Source organism: Streptomyces sp. NPDC058246 (genome assembly GCF_042881985.1).
Classification (GTDB): domain Bacteria; phylum Actinomycetota; class Actinomycetes; order Streptomycetales; family Streptomycetaceae; genus Streptomyces.
Genome location: NZ_JBHVWZ010000021.1, coordinates 73,803 through 90,849, shown reverse-complemented (window position 1 = coordinate 90,849; position 17,047 = coordinate 73,803). Strand labels below are relative to the sequence as shown.

General features: G+C 70.1%; 19 protein-coding genes. 8 read left to right on the top strand and 11 right to left on the bottom strand.

The window, feature by feature from the left end:
- Window positions 1–112: 112 nt before the first annotated feature.
- Together ACFVXA_RS27115 and ACFVXA_RS27110 are read left to right on the top strand one after the other, a co-directional pair.
- The gene (locus tag ACFVXA_RS27115; RefSeq protein WP_390027083.1) at window positions 113–1,366 is read left to right on the top strand and encodes a sensor histidine kinase; all 1,254 of its coding nucleotides are present in this window, start codon (window positions 113–115) and stop codon (window positions 1,364–1,366) included.
- Complete coding sequence (locus ACFVXA_RS27110) at window positions 1,363–2,040, top strand: response regulator transcription factor (RefSeq protein ID WP_362028300.1); 678 nt, start codon at window positions 1,363–1,365, stop codon at window positions 2,038–2,040. Before ACFVXA_RS27115 ends, ACFVXA_RS27110 begins: the two co-directional genes overlap by 4 nt.
- A 143-nt stretch (window positions 2,041–2,183) precedes the next feature.
- On the opposite strand, the gene ACFVXA_RS27105 is transcribed toward ACFVXA_RS27110, so the two are convergent.
- Window positions 2,184–2,684, bottom strand: coding sequence for a cysteine dioxygenase (locus tag ACFVXA_RS27105; RefSeq protein WP_390027080.1), 501 nt, complete (start codon window positions 2,682–2,684; stop codon window positions 2,184–2,186).
- Window positions 2,685–2,729: 45 nt separating this feature from the next.
- Window positions 2,730–3,620: an amidohydrolase gene (locus ACFVXA_RS27100; protein WP_390027077.1), complete on the bottom strand. Its 891-nt coding sequence runs from the start codon at window positions 3,618–3,620 to the stop codon at window positions 2,730–2,732.
- 285 nt (window positions 3,621–3,905) lie between these two features.
- Between ACFVXA_RS27100 and ACFVXA_RS27095 the strand changes: the two genes are divergently transcribed.
- Entirely contained in the window at window positions 3,906–4,910 is a 1,005-nt protein-coding gene (locus ACFVXA_RS27095; RefSeq protein ID WP_390027074.1) for a LacI family DNA-binding transcriptional regulator, read from the top strand.
- Between the two features lie 752 nt (window positions 4,911–5,662).
- On the opposite strand, the gene ACFVXA_RS27090 is transcribed toward ACFVXA_RS27095, so the two are convergent.
- The 3 genes from ACFVXA_RS27090 to ACFVXA_RS27080 form a co-directional block, all read right to left on the bottom strand.
- Window positions 5,663–6,451 (bottom strand): protein kinase, encoded by a 789-nt coding sequence (locus tag ACFVXA_RS27090; RefSeq protein ID WP_383741934.1) that lies wholly within the window; start codon window positions 6,449–6,451, stop codon window positions 5,663–5,665.
- 118 nt (window positions 6,452–6,569) lie between these two features.
- Window positions 6,570–7,013 carry a glycine-rich domain-containing protein gene (locus tag ACFVXA_RS27085; RefSeq protein WP_383741835.1) on the bottom strand — a complete coding sequence of 148 codons (444 nt, stop codon included), beginning with the start codon at window positions 7,011–7,013 and terminating at the stop codon, window positions 6,570–6,572.
- A 250-nt stretch (window positions 7,014–7,263) separates the two neighbouring features.
- The gene (locus ACFVXA_RS27080; protein ID WP_384022726.1) at window positions 7,264–7,506 is read right to left on the bottom strand and encodes a hypothetical protein; all 243 of its coding nucleotides are present in this window, start codon (window positions 7,504–7,506) and stop codon (window positions 7,264–7,266) included.
- Between the two features lie 114 nt (window positions 7,507–7,620).
- Here ACFVXA_RS27080 and ACFVXA_RS27075 point away from each other — a divergent pair, with 114 nt between their 5' ends.
- The gene (locus ACFVXA_RS27075) at window positions 7,621–8,961 is read left to right on the top strand and encodes a helix-turn-helix domain-containing protein (protein WP_390027071.1); all 1,341 of its coding nucleotides are present in this window, start codon (window positions 7,621–7,623) and stop codon (window positions 8,959–8,961) included.
- On the opposite strand, the gene ACFVXA_RS27070 is transcribed toward ACFVXA_RS27075, so the two are convergent.
- Complete coding sequence (locus ACFVXA_RS27070) at window positions 8,939–9,472, bottom strand: NUDIX hydrolase (protein ID WP_383741828.1); 534 nt, start codon at window positions 9,470–9,472, stop codon at window positions 8,939–8,941. The two genes, ACFVXA_RS27075 and ACFVXA_RS27070, sit on opposite strands and share 23 nt — an antisense overlap.
- Window positions 9,473–9,702: 230 nt before the next feature.
- Here ACFVXA_RS27070 and ACFVXA_RS27065 point away from each other — a divergent pair, with 230 nt between their 5' ends.
- Window positions 9,703–9,894 (top strand): hypothetical protein, encoded by a 192-nt coding sequence (locus ACFVXA_RS27065; protein WP_383741825.1) that lies wholly within the window; start codon window positions 9,703–9,705, stop codon window positions 9,892–9,894.
- Between the two features lie 126 nt (window positions 9,895–10,020).
- On the opposite strand, the gene ACFVXA_RS27060 is transcribed toward ACFVXA_RS27065, so the two are convergent.
- From ACFVXA_RS27060 to ACFVXA_RS27045, 4 genes are read right to left on the bottom strand one after another with little or no spacing between them, the layout of a single operon-like run.
- Window positions 10,021–10,953 carry an ABC transporter substrate-binding protein gene (locus ACFVXA_RS27060; RefSeq protein ID WP_362028288.1) on the bottom strand — a complete coding sequence of 311 codons (933 nt, stop codon included), beginning with the start codon at window positions 10,951–10,953 and terminating at the stop codon, window positions 10,021–10,023.
- Between the two features lie 14 nt (window positions 10,954–10,967).
- Window positions 10,968–11,678: an ABC transporter permease gene (locus tag ACFVXA_RS27055; protein WP_383741932.1), complete on the bottom strand. Its 711-nt coding sequence runs from the start codon at window positions 11,676–11,678 to the stop codon at window positions 10,968–10,970.
- On the bottom strand, window positions 11,678–12,319 hold the full coding sequence (locus tag ACFVXA_RS27050) for an ABC transporter permease (protein WP_383741819.1): 642 nt from the start codon (window positions 12,317–12,319) through the stop codon (window positions 11,678–11,680). The genes ACFVXA_RS27055 and ACFVXA_RS27050 overlap by 1 nt, the downstream gene beginning before the upstream one ends.
- On the bottom strand, window positions 12,316–13,359 hold the full coding sequence (locus ACFVXA_RS27045; protein ID WP_390027066.1) for an ABC transporter ATP-binding protein: 1,044 nt from the start codon (window positions 13,357–13,359) through the stop codon (window positions 12,316–12,318). The genes ACFVXA_RS27050 and ACFVXA_RS27045 overlap by 4 nt, the downstream gene beginning before the upstream one ends.
- A gap of 142 nt (window positions 13,360–13,501) precedes the next feature.
- Here ACFVXA_RS27045 and ACFVXA_RS27040 point away from each other — a divergent pair, with 142 nt between their 5' ends.
- The 3 genes from ACFVXA_RS27040 to ACFVXA_RS27030 all read left to right on the top strand — a co-directional run bounded on the left by ACFVXA_RS27040 (window position 13,502) and on the right by ACFVXA_RS27030 (window position 16,644).
- Complete coding sequence (locus tag ACFVXA_RS27040) at window positions 13,502–15,034, top strand: aromatic amino acid ammonia-lyase (RefSeq protein WP_390027062.1); 1,533 nt, start codon at window positions 13,502–13,504, stop codon at window positions 15,032–15,034.
- 83 nt (window positions 15,035–15,117) lie between these two features.
- Entirely contained in the window at window positions 15,118–15,972 is an 855-nt protein-coding gene (locus ACFVXA_RS27035) for a MurR/RpiR family transcriptional regulator (protein WP_362028371.1), read from the top strand.
- Window positions 15,973–16,074: 102 nt separating this feature from the next.
- Window positions 16,075–16,644 (top strand): hypothetical protein, encoded by a 570-nt coding sequence (locus ACFVXA_RS27030; protein ID WP_389470289.1) that lies wholly within the window; start codon window positions 16,075–16,077, stop codon window positions 16,642–16,644.
- 17 nt (window positions 16,645–16,661) lie between these two features.
- Here the strand turns inward: ACFVXA_RS27030 and ACFVXA_RS27025 are convergent, their stop codons facing one another.
- On the bottom strand, window positions 16,662–17,036 hold the full coding sequence (locus tag ACFVXA_RS27025) for a hypothetical protein (RefSeq protein ID WP_362028274.1): 375 nt from the start codon (window positions 17,034–17,036) through the stop codon (window positions 16,662–16,664).
- Between the last annotated feature and the right edge of the window lie 11 nt (window positions 17,037–17,047).

Here is a 17,047-nt window from a genome sequence, read left to right as displayed (position 1 = left end):
TGACGGATCGAGTTACAGGGGCCGAACGGCCGCTGTCATCTCGCTGTTAGGCGCCTCGGCTTAGCCTGGCCTGGTACGTGTCCTGGTGCGGTGGTGAGAGGGGAGCATGCGGATGAAATGGGGTCCGCCCCGACGGCTCGCGGGCCTGACTGCCCGGCTCGGCCTGCGCCGTGGCACTGCCCGCACCCGCTTCACCGCCTTGTATGTGACGCTGTTCCTGCTGTCGGGCACGGCGCTGCTCGCCATCGCGGCCCTGGTGGCATCCGGAGGATCGAGGGTCAGCCAGACCGCCCCCGGCAGCGGCACCGATCAGCCCGCCGCGGCGGCACAGGCCCAGGGCCGCATCGACGAGCTGGAGCAGCAGTTGGCCCAGGCGCACGACACCCAGTCCCGGCAGATCCTGATCGGCTCCGCCATCGCCCTCGGCGTCATGGCGGTGCTCTCGGTCGGCCTCGGCTGGTTCGTCGCCGGCCGGGTGCTTCGCCCGTTGCGCGTGATGACAGCGGCCACCCGCCGGATCACCGCCGACAGCCTGCACGAACGCCTGGCCATCCGCGGCCCCGGCGACGAGGTGAAGGACCTCGCCGACACCATCGACGACCTCCTCGGCCGCCTGGAGGGCTCCTTCGACGCCCAGCGCCTCTTCGTCGCCAACGCCTCTCACGAGCTGCGCACCCCGCTCACCACGATGCGGGCCTCCCTGGACGTGGCCCTCGCCAAGCCGGGCCCGGTACCCGAGACCACGGCCACGCTGGCCGCCCGGATGCGCGCCGAACTCGACCGGGTGGACCGGCTGCTGGAGAGCTTCCTCGTCCTGGCCCGCACTCAGCACGGCGAGTTCACCGACTGGGCGCGCCTCGCCCTCGGCCAACTCGCGCTGACCGCCCTGAGCGGACGGGCAAAGGACATCGCGGCCAAGGGTCTGACCGTGCGTGAAAACCGGATCGACGACTCCGCGTGGGTGTGGGGAAGTGAGACGCTGCTGCGCCGCGTGGCCGACAACGTGGTCGACAACGCGATCGCGCACAACGACCCTGGGGGCTGGATCAGTGTCGTGGTACGGGCCGAAGGAGACGATGCAGGCGCAGTGTCCCTCGTCGTCGAGTCCAGCGGGCCGGTCCTCGACCAGCGGCGGGTGGCGGACCTCGCGCAGCCCTTCCGCCGTCTTGGCGCCGACCGGACCGGCACCGGCCAGGGCAGCGGCCTCGGCCTCTCCATCGTCGCGGCCATCACTCAGGCCCACCACGGCACCCTGGACCTGCGCGCCCACCCCGACGGCGGCCTGCGCGTCACCATCACCCTCCCCCGTAAGGACGGCAGGGCGACGGCGAAAGTTCCCAACGCAGAGACGGGCGTGGCGCGTTGAGAGTCCTGGTGGTCGAGGACGCCCGCCCCCTCGCCGAAGTCATTGCCGAGGGACTGCGCGACCAGGGCATGGCCGTGGACGTGGCCCACGACGGGCTCGACGCCGCGGCCAAGCTGGACGTCAACGCGTACGACGTCGTCGTGCTCGACCGCGACCTGCCAGGCATCCACGGCGACACCCTCTGCCAGATGATCACCGAGGGGGACGGCCGCGTGATGGTCCTGATGCTGACCGCCGCCGTTTCTCCCGGGGACCGCGTCAGCGGCCTGACCCTGGGCGCCGACGACTACCTCGCCAAGCCCTTCCACTTCCCCGAACTCGTCCTGCGCATCCGCGCCCTGGCCCGCCGCCGCCCCGCCGCCCGGTCCCGCACCCTGAGTGCGGCGGGCATCGAACTCGACCCGATGCGCCGCACCGCCGGCCGCGACGGCCACCAACTCGACCTCTCCGTCAAGGAATTCGCGGTACTCGAAGCCCTCCTACACGCGAGCCCCGCCTTCCTCAGCACGGAAAACCTCCTCGAACAGGTCTGGGACGAACACGCCGACCCGTTCACCAACACCGTCACGGTGACCATCAGCCGCCTGCGCCGCAAACTCGGCGACCCCCCGGTCATCGCCACCAAACCCGGCGTGGGGTATCGGATCATCGAACCAGCCGTCCCACCCGACTGAGCAGCCGCCAGGGGCCGACGGCCCGCGAGCGGAGGCCTTACTCAGTGCACCCGACTCCAGTCGTCTGCGCAGCCGACTTCGGAGACTGACGCACGCGGTCACTCTCACAAACGCTCCTTTGTGCCCTGCCGGCCGGGGGTGTTTCAGGCGGCCGGAGCGTCCAGCGGGCGCAGTTCGTCGGCGTACGAGACGGAGATCCGGCGCATCAGGCCGTCGTCGGTGATCTCGTACTGGCCGAGGCGCCACAGCGGCGGCGAGTACGCGTGGATCGAGACCGCGTCGTCGGTGGCGCCGGTCAGCCGGTGGATGTGCTCCGGTCCAAAACAGAACGACTCACCCGCGCCGACGGTGACGGACAGATGGCTGCCGCCTATGCGGGGGTTGGACTCGTCCAGCGCGCCCTGGACGACGGCGACCGCGCCGGAGGAGAGGTCGTGGTCGTGCCAGCCGGTGTCGTTCTGCCGGGTCCAGCAGAGCAGCCAGACATCGACGTACTCGTCGCGGTACAGGGAGGCGTAGTGCCGTTCCTCGTCGGAGAACGCGACCTGTTCGCGCCAGAGGCCGGGGCGGCCGGCGAGGTCGTCGACGAGTGCCTGGAGCTCGCGCTTGTCGAGCGTGCGGTCCGGCAGGGCCTCGTACGTCATGGATGGCTCCTCTCGTGTCGTGTCGGCCGCGTGGCGTGGGCCGTGTCAGGGGTGGCCGTGCAGCAGACGGACGGGGTTGGCGGTGCGCAGGGCGTGGACGGCGGCGTCCGCGCCGAGGTCGGGGACGACGGGGGGCGCGTAGGGGCGGTCGCTGCCGCTGACGACCACGTCGATGCCGACGGCGCGGACGACCGCGTCCACGGCGCGCGTTCCGTACGACGAGGTCTCGTAGAAGGCGTCGAAGTCGACCTCGCCGCGCCCTCCGCCGCGGGCCGCGAGCCGTTCACCGTGCAGCGGGGCCAGGCCGGCGAGGGCGGCGAAACAGACGCGCAGGCGCGGGTGGCGGGCGCGGCCGAAGGCGCGGAAGGCGAACCAGGACGCGTGCATCTGGTGGAGGTAGGGGACCAGGGCGGGCCACCAGGGTGGGGCGTCGGGGGCGGGCGGGGCGGCACCCGGGTGGATGAAGAGGGGCTTGTCGTGGTGGGTGAGGACGTCGAGGAGGGGCGTGCAGCGGTCCCAGCCTGCGGCGTCGAGCAGGGCCGTGGCGGGGAGCTGGAGGCCCACGCAGCCCCGGCTCAGCTCGCCGGCGACCGCCTCCGGGTCCGGGGCCGTCAGGCAGGGCGAGGCCCAGACGCCGAAGGGTGCGGGGAGGGCGAGGGCGCCGTCGTGGAAGGCGGTCAGGAGCTCTTCGGCCTCGGCGGGCGGCAGATATTCGATGCCCAGTGGACTGGAGAGCGAGACGAGGGCCAGGTCGAGGCCGTCGGCGCGGGCCAGCTCGGTGCGGGCCGCGACGTCGTGATCGGCCGGGTGGACCTCGTAGGGCGGCTCGCCCGCCAGGTGCAGGGTCCAGCCGTCGAGGAACGGCGGTGCGGTGCGGGCGCGCAGCAGCTCGATGAAGGCGGGCGGCCAGATGTGCTGGTGGACGTCGGTGGGCACGCGGAGGGTCCTCGGGAGGCGGGTCAGGTGGTTGTGGTGGTTGGTTAACCGCTTCACTTATGCGGTTAACTTAAGCGCTTAACAAGGTGATGTGTCAAGTAGCGCGCCCGGGGGCGGGAGCGGGGGGGGGCGAGGACCGGATCGATGAGGACTGGATCGAGGGGGGCTGGATGGGGGCTGGGGATGAGGGCGGGGCGAGGATGAGGGTGGGGCGAGGGCGGGACCACGGTGCGCGGACGGCGCCGCGTGCCCACAATGCGGACGGGTCCCGGTAGGCTTCCCGGCATGGCCAGGCCCACCAAGCGCACCACCCTCCGGGAGGTGGCCGAGGCCACGGGCCTCTCCACCGCCGCCGTCTCCTATGCCCTGCGCGGCAAGCAGGTCTCGAAGGAGACCGAGGAGCGGGTGCGCAAGGCCGCCGCCGAACTCGGCTACGAGGCCGATCCCATCGCCCGCGCCCTCGCCAGCGGCCGCACCAGCATGGTCGGCGTTCTCGCGGGCGACCTCCAGGACCTGTGGCAGCAGCAGCTGATGGCGGCCATCGGCCGTGAGCTCCTCGTCGGCGACCGCTACGCGCTGATCCTGGACGCGGGCGGCGACCCCGACCGCGAGCTGGTCCTCGCCAAGCAGCTGCGCGACCAGCGGGTCGACGCGCTGCTGGTGTCCCCGGTCAACCCCTCGGCGGAGGGCTGGGCGGCGATCGCCGAGGCGCTGCCGGTGGTGGCCGTCGGGGACTCGCTGAGCGCGGCCCGTACGGCCGGGCAGGTCATCTTCGACAACAGGGCCGGCATCGACGCCGTACTGGAGTACCTGCACGGCCTCGGCCACCGCCGCGTGACCGTGCTGACCCCGACCCGCCCGAGCACCCCGGACCGCCCCGCCGACGTCTACGTCCGCGAAGCCGCCGACCGCCTCGGCCTGCAGGCCGAACTCGTCCCCTGCCCCCAGGAGTTGACCGAGGCGACCCGCGTGGCCCGCCGCGTCCTGGACGGCGACCGGCCCGCCACCGCCGTCTTCTGCTTCTCCGACTCCCTCGCCTATGGCGTGTACGCGGCCGCGGCGGAGGCTTCGCTGGAAGTCGGCCGCGACGTCTCCGTGGTCGGCTTCGACGACCACCCCGTCTCCCGGGTGCTCACGCCGCCGTTGACCACCGTCGACTGGGGGCTGGCCGAGATCGCCGCGGAGGCCGCCCGGCTGACGGTCGCCGCGATCGAGGGGAAACGGGTCCGGAAGAAGCGGATCCTCTGTGCGCCTCGGATGAGTGAGCGGGGGTCGGCGGTGCGGGTGTAGGCCCCGACGGGGTCGGGAACGGTCTTGAAAAACGTGAGGACGTGAAAGCGTCCCCGTGGGCTCGAATCCCGCCACCTCACCAGGTCATGGACGTGCTGGTCAGGAGGGGCGCCTCTCGCTGAGGGGCACCCCTTCTGCATGGGGCCTGTCTCACCTTGACGCGGCTCTGTCGCGTTGTTGATCAGTGCGTGTGGACCAGCCGTGGACCACGGCCCACGGTGGTGAGCTATGGGCATCAGGGCGTGGTGGTGTCTGCTGCGACCTGAGCGAAGGTGCTGTAGTCGGTGGTCCTGGTGATCAGGACCAGTTCCATGTCACCAGCAGTGAAGCGATCGGTGTAGCAGCGGCCGGTGAGTGCCCTAGGGGCCCTGCCTGCCAGTCTCAACCGGCAGGCACCAGTGTGTGGGAGAAGCGTGGCTGAGGTCGGTGCGGGGTCGCTGGAAACACACGTGACGGGTGCTCGTTCGGCGGTCCCGCCGTCGGCCGACTTTCGGTGGCTCAGGTCAGAACTGGGCTTCCGCCGGCCGAACCGCAACAGTGATCCTCTCCAACTCGACAACAGGAAGCTGGGGTTGGTTACAGCCGTGCCCGCATCCGAGCACGCCGACAGCCCCGGTACCGTCGGCACCGGGGTCCTGATCAGGGATTCCGTGACCGACCACCCGGAATGCTGTCCAGGCTGAGGGGTGGTCCGGTCTTTGGTTGTTGGCCTTGGCCGTGCGAGCGGCGCCGGATGAACCGGGGCTTCGGGATCAGCTCAGGGCTTTGCCCACCTCGTAGATCGTCGGCCGATCCTTGGGAGCGTGGCTGAGCATCGCGTCGATCAGCTCGCCCAGTTCGCCAGGTGCCTTGACGGTTCGACGCCGACCATTCGCCACTGCCTCTCTCTGCACGGGACGCGGAGCATCGTCCGGGTACTCGACCGCCCGCCAGCCGGTGGCGGAGATGAGCAGGGATGCGCCGAGAGCGTAGATGTCGGCTTCCTGCGTGGGCTCGGCTTCTCCGGTGGCGAGCACGCTGCGTGCGATCTCCGGTGCCTCGTAGTGGACGAGGCTGCCGCGGAAGGGGAAATCGTACCCCTCGGGCACTTGTCCGCCCCGGGCAAGGGCGAGGTCGATGAGGTGCGTCCGTTCCGGCCCGATGATGAAGTGGGCGGGCTGCACATCACCGTGTGCCCAGCCCTTTGCGTGGAGTTCGGCCAGTGCTTCCACGCATCCCAGCGCCGCGCTGGTGTGCGGTGCGATGGAGGAGTCTCGCCCACGGCATGGCTCCCACAGCCTGTACAGGTCCGGCCCTTCATGCCATGGCTGCATGTTCCACGTTCCGCGGTCCCATTCGCCGTACGCGATCTCATCGAGGCCGAGGCGATGCAGCACGGCACCCTCGCGTGCGGGCGCGAGCGCAGTCCAGGGCTGGGCAGGCCAGTCGGCGGTGGCCTCGATCGGATAACCGAGCTTCACGGCGTAGTGGCCCCGATGGCTCTCCACCTCCCAGACAGTGGAGCCCCGACGGTTGATGACCAGGTGCTGAGCCGTGGGCATGAGTGCGTCGAGCACCACGATCGGCAGTTCAGCGGTTGAGCCGGGCAACGTCTCTTCTCCTTCCGAGCGAACGCGGCCGACCGCGAGTCGGGGCCGGCCGCATCGCTGTTGTCGTGTGCTACGCCTGACCGTACGGTCGGCCACAGTCCGAGTCGCACTGTGCGAGGTTCGCGCCGTTGACGGTCCAGAGGTCGTCGAAGACCGTGAAACCGGCCGCCTTCATGGCGTGTGCCGAGGCGGCGACCTTCTCAGGGTCACGGGCCCCTCCACCCAGCACCGGGTTGTGGTGCAGGAAGCGGCCCGCGTACTTCTCGCACAGCTCGGCGTACTCCTTCGTGTGCAGGATGAGTGCGTGCAGGCCGAGGTCCACGTCGTCCGAGGGGACCATGGTCACGGTGGCGGTGGCCACCGTGACCAGGAACGCGACCGCCTGGTCGGCGATCCGCTTGGCACGCTCGGGCGACTGCCCGTTGTGGATGACCACGAAGTGGAAGAGGCTTTCGAACAGCTCCTCACCAGCCACCGCGCGGCCGGTCTTCTGCTCGTTCATCGTTGCTGTCATGTGCAATCTCCTCGTGTGAGGTGGTGCGTGGCGCTTACCTCCCGCCCTGATCGTCGAGCTCGGCTCATAGACGACCGGGAAGCGGGCTTGGATGGCCGACCCCGAACGGGTTGGGGAGCCGGGGAGTTGGCACCCGTCCGGGGGCGGCCGGTCTACGGGCTGGTAGCGAGGGCCATGCCGATCACCAAGCCGCATGAGCCGCTGATGCAGATGATGAACAGGACCCCGGCGTACCGGCCGATGGCGCGCATCACAGTCCGACCTGACTGTTGCCGTCCTTCACGGCCAGACGTGCGCTCAGTTCCTCCCGCGCGCTGAGCGCCACCACGTTGTCCGGCATGGCATCCCACTCCCTGCCGCCGCGGATCGGCCTTATCTGTACACGGCCGCCGATCTCACCCATGACGACGCCGATACGTCCCCTTGCGCTGTCCTTCGCCAGTTCACCGATGACTGGCCTGGTCTGCTGATTGCTCGCCATGCACAGGAGCATCGCGACCCACGGGTCGTCGCCAAAAGGTCAGGCTGATTACCCAACTTGGGTAATATCGCGGGAAGTAGAGAATCAGCGACGTTGCGTAGCCCTCGCAGTGTGGGAGCTTGCCCAATGCCCGAAGCCGACCGGCCACAGGAACTGCCCGCCCGGCTGCTCACCGATCCTGAGATGATCAATGCGTGTCGGGTACGGGACTTCGCCAGAGTCTTCCGGCTGGTGAAAACGAGAGCGGGCATCTACCCGTCGATGATCGCCAGGCGATGCGAACTGACTCCCAGCCGGGTCGGTGAAGTCACTGCAGGCCGCCGCCAGTTGCGGCACATGGACGTCGTCGAACGCATCGCGGACGGCTTGCGCATCCCTGGGCACATGCTCGGGCTTGCCCGGCGATCTTGGGAGACGCCTCAGGCACTCGTCGTCACCGAGCGCGAGGCACCGCAAGAGCCGGAGCCAGAGAAGCAGACACCCGCTTCTCTACCGGGGCCAGATGTGGACAGCATCCTGGCGTTGGCCACCCGGACAAACCTCAGCACAGCCACGCTGGAAGCTTTCCGGTCGTCTATCGAGGATTACTGGCGACGGGACGACCAGCACGGCGGCGAAGCTCTGAGGCCGGCCATCGTCGGTCAGCTCCGGTATGTGGTCGGGCTCCTGAAGGAGAGCCGACCGCCGTCCATCCAGAACGGCCTGTACGGAATCGCGGCCGAGCTGGCCCGCCTCACCGGCTGGACCTACTTCGACGCCCGCCAGTACAACCGGGCCCGCGCGTACTTCACCGAGGCATTGCAACTGGCCAAGGAGAGCGACGACCGGCAGTTCATGGCCAACGTGCTTGCCTGCATGAGCTTGCAGGCGACCTACCAGGACAAGCCCGCAGACTCCCTGGCACTCGTGACCGCCGCCCAGGACCAGGCCCGCTCAGCCCTGGGCACCACCCCGCGCGTCCTGTCGATGCTGTCCATGCGCGAAGCGTTCGCCCATGCCACCCTCGGCAACCGGGACTCCACTCACCGGGCGATCGGCGAAGCACACCGCCATTTCGAGCGGATCGGGGCAAATGACTCGGACCCGTCATGGGTGAACTACTTCGATGAGCCCAAGCTCATCGTGGACACGGGCATCGCCCACGGCCGACTGGGCGAAGCAGCAACCGCCGAACCCTTGATCGCGGATGCTTTACGGCGGGAAGACCACAGCAACCAGCGCGGCCGTGCGTTTCACGCGTTCTGGCTGGCTCGCACGCAGTTGGACCAGGGCAAGCTTGATCAGGCGTGCGACACCGCCACGCAAGCTCTGGTGCCCGCGTCGGCGGTGGCCTCGGAGCGAGTGTCGGGCCATCTCAGGGAGTTCTACGAGCAGTTGGCACCGCACAGACAGGAGCCCGTGGCCCTGGCCTTCGAGGCGAGACTACGGGAGCTCCTCCCACCGGTCAGCGGATCGCTTCATCCATGAGCAGGTACAGGAGACCGACGAGGGATCCACTGCTTACGATCTCGCGGCGGTCGATCATGCCTCGCACCTCGCTGAGGGGGATCCACTCGATGCGATCGGACTCGTTCTTCTCGGTGGGCGGTCCTACGTGGGTCGCGCCATCCGCGCGGAAGATGTGGTGCTGCGAGTCGGTGATCCCGTTGGCCGGCTCGGCGTAGATCAGAGGCTTGGTGGGGCCAGGACGCCAGCCCGTCTCCTCCAGAACTTCGCGTACCGCCGCCTCTTCTGGGGACTCGCTGTCCTCGACCAGGCCCATGGGCAACTCCCAGGCCCACGAGTCCGTGATGAAGCGGTGGCGCCACATCATCAGGACCTCTTGACGCTCGTTCACTACGGCGGCCACGGCCAGATGGCGAAGCTTGACGACGTGGTACTCCCATCGGCGTCCGTCCGGCTGCTCCACATCGGTCAACCACAGGTTCACCCAAGGGTTCTCGTAGATCGGACGTTCCCCGTGGATCTTCCACTGCATGGCTACGGCCCCTCTCGATCGGCTTCCAGCATCGCAGAAGAGAGCATGAGCATCATCAATCGAGGGAAGATTGTGTCAGAGTGACGAAATAAGGAGTGGGTGGTTCATGGACCGCCTCCCGGCTGCGTTGTCTGTGACGCGTCGAATGGGTGTTGGTCAAAGGCATCAGTCCGAGCGAAGTTGACCAGCGCCCTCCATACGAGTGGGACCTGCGGACGCAGATCAACACCATGCGCAGGCGCTGGGTTCCGGCCTCCGGCGAAGAGGCCCAGGACGAGATCCGGCGACGCGTGCTGTTTCCACGGGAACTGGAGCGCTACGCGGCGGGTGCGGGCTTCGAGGTCGTGGACATGGTCGACGAGTCCGGGGCTGGGCTCACCGGCCCGGTCGCCTACACGCCGGCCCGCTACATCCGTAGGTGATCCGGAAGTGACGAACGGTGGCGCCAGCGGATCCGGTCTGGACGTGGCACGACCCCATGGGCTGACACGCTCGGCCTCGGATGCCGGGCGGGACGAAACTGCTGGATCCGCCCGGCACTTCGAGGCTCACGCCAGCTTCTTCCCCTTGAGCCACGTGTTCGCGACCTCGTCCGGGTCCTTCTTGTCCTTGTCGACCAGGCGGTTGAGCTTGGTCAGCTCCTCCGAGGTGAGGACGTTGCCGAGGGTGGCCAGGGCCTTGCGGACCTTGGCGTCGGCCTTGCGGGAGGCGATGAGGGGGACGATGTGCTGGGAGGGGATCAGGTTCAGGGGGTCGGTGAGGACGACCCAGCCGTTGTCCGCCACGTCGACGTCCGTGGTGAAGACGTTCGCGACGTCGATGTCGCCCTTCTTCAGGGCGCCCTTGACCAACGGGCCCGAGGAGTCGAGGGACTTGAACTCCTTGAACTCCACGCCGTAGCGGTCCTTGAGGCCCACGACGCCGACGACGCGCTTCTTCATCTCGGCCGCGGCGCCCAGGATCAGCTTGCCGTTGGCCTTGCGCAGGTCGGCGAGGGAGGTGAGGCCGTACTTGTCGGCGGTCTCCTTGGTGACGGCGAAGCTGTCACGGTCCTCGGCCGCCGCGTAGGGGAGGACCTCCAGGCCGCCGGGGAGGACGGTGGTGAGGGTGTTCTGCATGGCGCCCGCCTCCGTGTCCGTGGCCTTCTCGTCCAGGTAGAGGAGGAGGCTGCCCTGGTACTCGGGGAGCAGGTCGATGTCGCCGCCCTTGAGCGCCGGGACGACGATCTCGCGGGAGCCGAGGTTGGGGCGGACCTTCGTCTTGACGCCCGCGGCCGCCAGGACGCCCGCGTACAGGTAGCCGAGTATCTGGTTCTCGGTGAAGTTGGCGGTGCCGATGGTCACGCCGCCGGCGCTCGATCCGGAGCCGCCGCTGCCGGCGTTGCCAGAGCCGTCGAGCGAGGTGATGCCGCTGCCGCAGGCGGCGAGGGCGGGGACGGAGGCCGCGGCGAACAGGCCCCCGAGCAGAGTCCTACGGTTCATGGTTCTTCGGCTCCTCAGTGGGCTGCGGGGGTACGGCGATGGGGGTCCCTCCCGCTCGAGCGAAGCCGAGAGTGGGGGAGGAACAGGTAGCGCTGGAGTCCGGCCAGTGCCAGGTCGAGGACGACGGCGACGACGGCGACCAGGGTGGCGCCGCCGAGGACCTGGACGAGGTCGCGCTGGGCCAGGCCGTCGAAGACGTACCGGCCCAGGCCGCCGAAACTGACGTACGCGGCGATCGTGGCGGTGGACACCACCTGGATGAGGGAGAGGCGCAGGCCCGTCATGATCAACGGGAGGGCCAGCGGGATCTCCACCTGGAAGAGGACCTGGTGGCCGCGCATGCCCTGGCCCCGCGCCGCGTCCTTCACATCCGGGTCGACCGCGCTCATGCCCGCGTAGGTGTTGGTGACGATGGCCGGTACGGCGAGGACCACGAGGGCTACGTACACCGACCACAGCGACAGGCCGCTGACCAGGAAGACCAGGACGACCAGACCGACGGTGGGCAGTGCGCGGCCGAAGGAGGACAGGTTGATGGCCAGGAAGGCGCCCTTGCCGGTGTGGCCGATCAGCAGGCCCAGGGGGAGGGCTATGGCCGCGGCTATGAGTGTGGCGAGGAGGGAGTATTCGAGGTGCTCGGCGATGCGGTGCGCGATGCCGTCCGGGCCTGCCCACTGGTCGCCGCTGACCAGCCACTTTCCGAGGTTCTTGAAGAGTTCGTACATCAGGCTCGCCGCCTCGTCCACGGGGTGAGTACGTACTGGAGCGCGACCAGCAGCGCGTCCGCGACCAGGGCCAGCAGCAGGGTCAGTACGACACCGGCGACGACCGGGGTCGGGAAGTTGCGCTGGAAGCCGTCGGTGAAGAGCTGGCCGAGGCCGCCGTCGCCGATGTAGGTGGCGACGGAGACGAGTGAGATCGACATGACCGTCGCGATGCGGACGCCCGCCATGATCACCGGGAGGGCCAGGGGGAGTTCGACGGTGAGGAGGGTGCGCAGGGGGCGGGTGCCCATCGCCTTCGCGGCCTCCTTCGCCTTGGCCGGGACCGAGTCGAGGCCCTCGACCGTGTTCCGCAGCAGGACGACCAGGGAGTAGGTCGTCAGGCCGATGACCGTGGTGGTGCGGGTCAGTCCGGAGACGGGCAGCAGGAGGACGAAGATCGCGATAGACGGGATCGTGAACAGGACGTTCGAGAGGCCGAGGAGGAAGCCGCGCAGCGGGCGGACCCGGTGGGCGACGACGGCCAGCGGGAGCGAGATCAGCAGGCCGAAAAGGACGGCGGAGAGGGCGGCCTGGAGGTGGGAGAGCGTCAGGGTGGTGAGGTCGTCCGTGTGGTCGGCTATCCACGACCAGTCGATGGTCATGCGGGCACGCTCGCTTCGGTGTGGGCGCGGCCCGCGTGCTCGTGGATGTCGTCGCGGGACGACACGCCGGTGAGGACGCCGGCCGCGTCGACCCGGGCTATCAGGCCGGTGGGGGAGGCGATCGACTCGTTGAGGGCCGCCAGCAGGGAGTCGCCGTCCGCGAGCGGGCGGACGGGGAGTTCCGTGTTCGTCGCGGACGTCGACGCCCAGTGCAGCGGCTTGTGGGCCTCGTCGAGTACGAGGGTCCAGCCGCCGCCCTCGGGGGCCGGCCCCTGCGGGACGTCCGCGAGGGTCTTCAGGGAGAGCAGCTTGAGGCCGCGCTCGGCGCCGAGGAAGTCGGCCACGAAGTCGTCCGCGGGGCGGGCCAGCAGCTCCGCGGGTGCGGCGCACTGCACCAGATGACCGCCGGTGCGGAAGATCGCGATCTGGTCGCCGAGCCGGACCGCCTCGTCGACGTCGTGCGTGACGAAGACGATGGTCTTGCTCAACTCCTTCTGGAGGCGCAGGAGTTCGTCCTGGAGCTGGGTGCGCACGACCGGGTCGACCGCGCCGAAGGGCTCGTCCATGAGGAGGACGGGCGGGTCGGCGGCGAGCGCGCGGGCCACGCCGACGCGCTGCTGCTGACCGCCGGAGAGCTGGTGCGGGTACCGCTTGCCCGCGTCGGCGGCGAGGCCGACCGTTTCGAGCAGCTCGGCCGCCCGTGCCCGTGCCTTCCTGCGTCCCCAGCCGAGGAGCAGCGGCACGGTGGCGATGTTGTCGAGCACCGTGCGGTGCGGGAAGAGCCCCGATTGCTGGATGACGTACCCGATGGAACGGCGCAGCTCGGCGGCGTCCTGCTCCAGGACGTCCTTGCCGCCGACCCGGATGGTGCCGGAGGTCGGATCGACCATCCGGTTGACCATCCTGAGGGTGGTCGTCTTACCGCAACCGGAAGATCCGACGAGGACGGTCACACCGCCCTCCGGCATATCCAGGGAGAGGTCGTGGACTGCTGTCGTGCCGTTCGGGAAGCGCTTGTGGACCGCGTCGAACTGGATCATGAGGTGTCCCTTGCCCGGCCTGCATATCGTCATGCAGAGTTCTCTGTACCTGAATAGGTTGTCAACGGTCCGGTGTTAATCGCTGGTTACTTATGACCGCCAGACAAGATCGGATGTCCGGATTGAGGGGAGTTTGGGCGTGATGTCGTCTCGAACTGTGGACGGGTCGGTGGCCGCACCGAGCGGCATCGTGGTCCTCGACGGATGCAGCACCGGCGTCGACGACGTCGTCCGCCTCGCCGGCGGGGCCGTGCGACCGGTGCCCGGCACCGAGGCGATGAAGCGGGTCGAGGAGTCCTGGGACGCGGCCCGGCAGATCGCCGCGACCGGGCGCGTCTACGGGCGTTCCACCGGCGTCGGCGCCAACCGGAACGAGGACGTGCCCACCGAGGCCGCCGCGGACCACGGCCTGCGCCTGCTGCGCAGCCACGCCGGTGCGATCGGCGAGGAACTCCCCGCCCATCAGGTCCGCGCCATGCTCGCCGTCCGCGCCAATCAGCTGCTCGCGGGCGGAGCGGGGCTGCGGCCCACCGTCGTGACGGCGCTGTGCGAGGCCCTGGAGACCGGCGCGCACCCCGTGGTGAACGAGTTCGGCTCGGTGGGCACCGGCGACATCGCGGCGCTCGCCCAGGTGGGGCTGGCGCTGGCGGGGGAGCACCCTTGGCGGGGTCCGGAGGGCGGCCTCCGCCCGCACGGCATCGGCCCCGAGCCGCAGCCGCTCGACAACAACGACGCGCTCGCGCTCATCAGCAGCAACGCCCTCACGCTCGGGCAGGCCGCCCTGGCGCTGCACGAGTTGCGGGGTCTGATCGGGGCCACGCAGGTCGTGGCGGCGCTGTCGCTGCTGGCCGTCGACGGCTCGCACGAGGCGTACGCCGCACCCGTGCACGCCGCCCGCCCGCACCGAGGATCGGTCGAAGTGGCGCGCCGGATGCGGGAGTTGATCGGTGCGGCGGACCGGCCGACGCCGCCGCTCGGGCGGATCCAGGACCCCTACGGCTTCCGGTGCGTCCCGCAGATACACGGACCCGCGCACGACGCGGCGGACGCCCTGGAAGCCGTCCTCACGGTGGAGATCAACGCCGCCGCAGAGAACCCCCTCATCTCCCCCGAGGACATGGCCGCCTACCACCATGGCGGCTTCTACCAGGCCCAACTCGCCCTGGCCCTCGACCACTTCCGGCTGGCCGTGACGCAGGTGGCGCGCCTGTCCACCTCCCGGCTCTCCACCCTCAACGAGCCCGCCTACACCCGTCTGCGCCCCTTCCTCGCCGACCACGAGCCCGCGTCCTCCGGCGTGATGATCCTGGAGTACGCCGCCGGAGCCGCCCTCGGCGACCTGCGCGCCTTCTCCGCGCCCGCCTCGCTCGGCCACGCTGTACTCTCCCGGGGCGTCGAGGAGCAGGCGAGCTTCGCCTCGCTCGCCGCACGTCAGACACTGCGGGCGTGCGGTGCGTACCGTCTCGTCATCGGCTGCGAACTGGTCGCCGCCGTACGGGCGCTGCGCCAGCGCGACCTGCGGCCGGCACCGGAACTGCCGGCCGGGCGCGCGCTGGAACTGGCCGAGTCGGTGCTCGACCCGGAACAGGCCGACCGGCCGCTCACGGACGACGTGACGGCCGCGGCCGCACTGCTCGACCGGTTCACGGACATCTGGAGGGGGAGTACGTCATGAGCGTGGGCAAGGACAAGGGCAGCGGCGCGGGTCCGGGCAGGGGCGACGGCACGGGCGTGGACAAGGACGGGAGCGCTGCCGGCATGGACAGGAACGTGAGCGTGACGGACAGTCCCGCCGCCCGGCTGCAGGCCCTCTTCGAGGGCCACCGGCTCACGCCGACCCAGCGGCGCATCGCGCACAGCATGGTGCGGCGCGCCGCCGACGTCCCCTTCCTGTCCAGCGTCGAGCTGGCCGACCTCGCCGGGGTCAGCCAACCGTCCGTCACCCGCTTCGCGGTCGCCCTCGGCTTCGACGGCTACCCGGCGCTGCGCAAGCACCTGCGCGAGGTCGCGCCCGCCGAACAGGCGGTGGACACCGGCTCGTACAACGAGTACCAGCAGGCCGTCGAGGCCGAGATCGAGAACCTGAAGCACCTCGCGGAAGTGCTCGCCGACCCGCGCCCGGTGGCGAAGGCGGGCCGGCTGCTCGCCGCCTCCCGCCCGCTGCCCGTGCTCGGCCTGCGGGCCGCCGCCTCCCAGGCATACGGCTTCGCCTACTTCGCCGCCAAGGTCCACCCCGACGTACGACTGCTCCACGAGGGCGGCACGATGCTCCACGACCGCATCGACGCGGCGGTCCTGGCCGGGGCGACCGCCCTGCTGTGCTTCGCGCTGCCCCGGCACCCGCGCGAGGTCGTCGACTCCCTCGCCTACGCCAAGGAGGCCGGGCTGACCGTCGTCACGGTCGCGGACTCCGCGTTCGCGCCGGTGGCAAAGGTGTCCGACCTGCTGCTCCCCGCGGCCGTCGGCACCGGCCTCGCCTTCGACACGGCCTGCGCCCCGATGCTGCTGGGCCGCGTCCTCCTGGAGGCGATGTGCGACGACCTGCCGGACGCGCAGGCCCGGCTGGAGGAGTTCGACGTGCGGGCCGCCGCGCGGGGGCTGTTCGTGGAGTAGCCCGCCGGGTCGCGAGGGCGGCCGCTCTCTCAGATTCGTCTCACTTTTTCTCGTTAGCCTGCGCGCCCGAAAGGACGGAACGGTGAGCTGAGGAGGCGGATCGTGGCGCGCGGAGGGCAGGGGCTGGCCCGGGTGGCCGTCGTCGTACGGGCCGGGGCCGCACCGCTGTGGTGGTGCGGGGTGTTCGCGGCAGGGATCGGGGTGCTGGTGCCGGGGGTGACCGGGCGCCGGATCGGGGTCATGGCCGGGGCCGCGCTGTTCCTCGTCACGGCCGCCGTGGTGGCGTACTGGCGCCGGAAGCGGTACGCCGCCCTGGTGCGCTCCGCCGCCCGGGCCGGCAAGCACGATGTGCTCCAGGACCGCGCCGTGACGATACGCAACTGGCGCCGCGGCCATCGCTGGTGGCTCGTCCTCGCCTTCGTGGCCGCGCTCGGCAGCTCGTTCGCGCTGCCCGCCGCGGGCGGCATGCTGCTCGCCGGGGCGGCCGTCGGGCTGCGCCTGAAGGCCGGCTGGCTCGGGCGCCGCGAACGCGCCGAGCAGGCGCTGATCTGGGTGCGCGTCGACTGGCTCGGCAGGGGCGCGGGCGCCCCCGCAGGCAAGCCGGTCAAGGCGTGCCGGGCCACCGGCGTCGCGGCCGGCGACGCCGCGCCCGGTGGAGCGCGGCGCCGCTGACCACGGCGGCGGACCCGCTACACCTCCAGGTCCGCCTCGATCCTGCGCAACTGATGGCGGGCCATCGCCAGATTGGACCGCTTGGCGTCGAGCACCAGGTACAGGAAGAGCCCGTTGCCGCCGCGTCCCTTCATCAACCGGATCAGGTGGTACTGGTCGGACAGCGTGATCAGGATGTCCTCGATCTCGCCCTTGAGCCCGAGGTGCTCCATGGTGCGCAGTTTGGCGCGGACGACGTCGGTGTTGCCGGCCGCCGCGACGGTGAGGTCGAAGCTCTTGCTGCCGCCGATCGTGCCCAGCGCCATGCCGCTGGTGTAGTCGACGAGAGCGGCTCCGGTCGCGCCCTCGATGGCGGCGAGCGCCTCTTTCAACGCGGTTTCGGTATTGGTCATGGTGGCGTGAT

Coding starts and splice junctions, on each gene's coding strand:
- ACFVXA_RS27105 (WP_390027080.1), bottom strand. CDS start 2,684: ATGACGTACGAGGCCCTGCCGGACCGCACGCTCGACAAGCGCGAGCTC.
- ACFVXA_RS27060 (WP_362028288.1), bottom strand. CDS start 10,953: ATGAACCGTAGGACTCTGCTCGGGGGCCTGTTCGCCGCGGCCTCCGTC.
- ACFVXA_RS27085 (WP_383741835.1), bottom strand. CDS start 7,013: ATGACAGCAACGATGAACGAGCAGAAGACCGGCCGCGCGGTGGCTGGT.
- ACFVXA_RS27035 (WP_362028371.1), top strand. CDS start 15,118: ATGGACAGGAACGTGAGCGTGACGGACAGTCCCGCCGCCCGGCTGCAG.
- ACFVXA_RS27065 (WP_383741825.1), top strand. CDS start 9,703: ATGCGCAGGCGCTGGGTTCCGGCCTCCGGCGAAGAGGCCCAGGACGAG.
- ACFVXA_RS27050 (WP_383741819.1), bottom strand. CDS start 12,319: ATGACCATCGACTGGTCGTGGATAGCCGACCACACGGACGACCTCACC.
- ACFVXA_RS27070 (WP_383741828.1), bottom strand. CDS start 9,472: ATGCAGTGGAAGATCCACGGGGAACGTCCGATCTACGAGAACCCTTGG.
- ACFVXA_RS27080 (WP_384022726.1), bottom strand. CDS start 7,506: ATGCTCCTGTGCATGGCGAGCAATCAGCAGACCAGGCCAGTCATCGGT.
- ACFVXA_RS27045 (WP_390027066.1), bottom strand. CDS start 13,359: ATGATCCAGTTCGACGCGGTCCACAAGCGCTTCCCGAACGGCACGACA.
- ACFVXA_RS27115 (WP_390027083.1), top strand. CDS start 113: ATGAAATGGGGTCCGCCCCGACGGCTCGCGGGCCTGACTGCCCGGCTC.
- ACFVXA_RS27040 (WP_390027062.1), top strand. CDS start 13,502: ATGTCGTCTCGAACTGTGGACGGGTCGGTGGCCGCACCGAGCGGCATC.
- ACFVXA_RS27075 (WP_390027071.1), top strand. CDS start 7,621: ATGCCCGAAGCCGACCGGCCACAGGAACTGCCCGCCCGGCTGCTCACC.
- ACFVXA_RS27095 (WP_390027074.1), top strand. CDS start 3,906: ATGGCCAGGCCCACCAAGCGCACCACCCTCCGGGAGGTGGCCGAGGCC.
- ACFVXA_RS27055 (WP_383741932.1), bottom strand. CDS start 11,678: ATGTACGAACTCTTCAAGAACCTCGGAAAGTGGCTGGTCAGCGGCGAC.
- ACFVXA_RS27025 (WP_362028274.1), bottom strand. CDS start 17,036: ATGACCAATACCGAAACCGCGTTGAAAGAGGCGCTCGCCGCCATCGAG.
- ACFVXA_RS27090 (WP_383741934.1), bottom strand. CDS start 6,451: ATGCCCACGGCTCAGCACCTGGTCATCAACCGTCGGGGCTCCACTGTC.